Source organism: Sutterella parvirubra YIT 11816, from assembly GCF_000250875.1.
Lineage (GTDB): Bacteria > Pseudomonadota > Gammaproteobacteria > Burkholderiales > Burkholderiaceae_F > Sutterella > Sutterella parvirubra.
Map to the genome: position 1 here is coordinate 2,007 of NZ_JH604906.1, position 2,011 is coordinate 4,017.

Below are 2,011 nucleotides of genomic sequence, written 5' to 3' on the forward strand. Positions count from 1 at the left end.
CGGGGCGGGCTGCCCCGGCCGCCCGGCACGAAGGAGGGCGCTGATCCCTGGGCGGATCTGCGCCCTTCGTCTTTTCTGTTTCTCTCTTCTCTCTTTACATGCATTGAGGCCGGCCTCCTTCCGGAAGACCGGCCTCTCGTTCGGATCCGGCGGCCGTCGGGGGCCGCTCATGCAGGTGGAATCAGACTCACCACGCCGGGCGCACCTGACCCTGGAAGGTCTTCTCGATGAAGGCGCGCACGTCGGGCGACTGGTAGCTCTCGACAAAGGTCTTCACGGCCGCGGCGTCCTTGTTGTCCTCGCGGGCGGCGATGATGATGAGCGCATAGGGGGCGTTCCGGTCTTCGAAGAAGAATCCGTCCTTTTCGGGCGAGAGCCCCGAGCTGATGACGTAGTTCATCGGGACGCAGGCGACGTCGAGGTCGTCGATCGAGCGGGGAAGCTGCGCGGCTTCGAGTTCCTGGATGCGGAGCTTCTTCGGGTTCTCGACGATGTCGGCCAGCGTGGCTTCCGCGCCGCGGTCGGCCTTCAATTTGATCAGGCCCGCGGCTTCAATGAGAAGGAGCCCGCGCCCGCCGTTCGAAGGATCGTTCGGGATCGCGAAGGTGGCGCCCTCGGGGATGTCTTCCACCGACTTGTACTTCTTCGAGTAGAAGCCCATCGGCTGCACGACGGCGTCGGCGACCTTGACGAGCTTGGTGCCTTGTTCGCGGTTGAAGGCGTTCAAGAACGGCTCGTGCTGGTAGACCGCGGCGTCCAACTTCTTGTCGTTCAGCGCCGTGTCGGGCGTGATGTAGTCCGTGAACTCCACCACCTCGACGGTGAGGCCTTTGGTCTTCGCGACCTTGACGGCCTCGGTCACGATGTCGGCGTGCGGCCCCGCCGTCACGCCCACGCGGAAGACCGCGGGCGCATCCGTCGCGGCCGGCTCCGACTTGGAGCAGCCCGCGAGCATCATCGCCGGGACGCTCGTCAGGGTGAAGGCGCCGAGGGCAAAGGCTCGTACGAGAGTGCGTCGTTCCATGATGCTGTACTCCAAGAAAGTTGCGTGAGGAATGGAAATGCGGGAGGGAACCGCACCGCGGGTTTGAGGGTTCTGGGGGGCTTCCGGAGGACCGTCCGAAGGGACGGGGACGGAAGGGTCGCAGAGCGGATCCCGATGATTCCATTCTTGCAGAGCGTCCGGCAAGGCGTCTGATCACTTTTCCTTAGGCGCGCAGGTAATACCGCGAAAGTCGGCGATTTGGACTGGCCGGATGTGGGTGTTCCACGGGAAACCGGATGTTTCGGGGAAAGCTGATGGGCTGCCGGGGGCTCAAAAACGAAACCGCCCGGGGCCCTCTCGGGGCCTCCGGGCGGCGGATTTCGGCGAGCCGTGAAGGATCGGAAGCTCACGGCTCAACCGGAAGTCACTTCTTGGCTTCTTCCTTCGCCTTCCACGGTTCGAACTTCGGAGTGTCCGGGCCGTTGGGCGGGAGGATCGGGTAGACGATCTTGGGCTGTTCGCCCGTCAACGTCTTCAGGAACGCGACGATCTTCGCGGTTTCTTCCTTCGTGTAGCGCTTCCCGAGCTGGACGTCGCCCATCACCTCGACGGCTTCCTCAAGGGTCTGCGCCGCGCCGTCATGGAAGTACGGATAGGTGAGTTCGACGTTGCGCAGCACCGGCACCTTGAACTTCATGCGGTCCTGGTCGCGGCCGGAGACGGCCTTGACGCCTTCGGCGGTGTTGGTCGTTTCGTAGGGACGGACCACACCCATCTTCTGGAAGGACTGGCCGCCCAGCTGCGCGCCGTTGTGGCAGATCGTGCAGCCCGACTGCTTGAAGAGCTGGTAGCCGGCGAGTTCCTCTTCGGTGATCGCCTTCTTGTCGCCCTTCAACCATTGATCGAACCGGTCGTTGGGCGTCACGAGCGTGCGTTCGAACTCGGCGATCGCGTCCGTGATGCGCTGGATGTCGACCTTGCTGTCGCCGAACGCCGCCTTGAAGTAGGCGCCGTAGCCCGGGATCG

2 protein-coding genes are annotated in these 2,011 nt (G+C 63.9%); both read right to left on the reverse strand.

Going from position 1 to position 2,011, the window contains the following annotated elements; genetic code table 11:
• Positions 1-187: 187 nt before the first annotated feature.
• Positions 188-1,024, reverse strand: a complete 837-nt coding sequence (locus HMPREF9440_RS02755) for a MetQ/NlpA family ABC transporter substrate-binding protein (protein ID WP_040763314.1) — start codon at positions 1,022-1,024, stop codon at positions 188-190.
• 385 nt (positions 1,025-1,409) lie between these two features.
• Positions 1,410-2,011: cytochrome-c peroxidase (locus HMPREF9440_RS11815; protein WP_040763316.1), on the reverse strand; the 602-nt coding region annotated here is incomplete at its 5' end.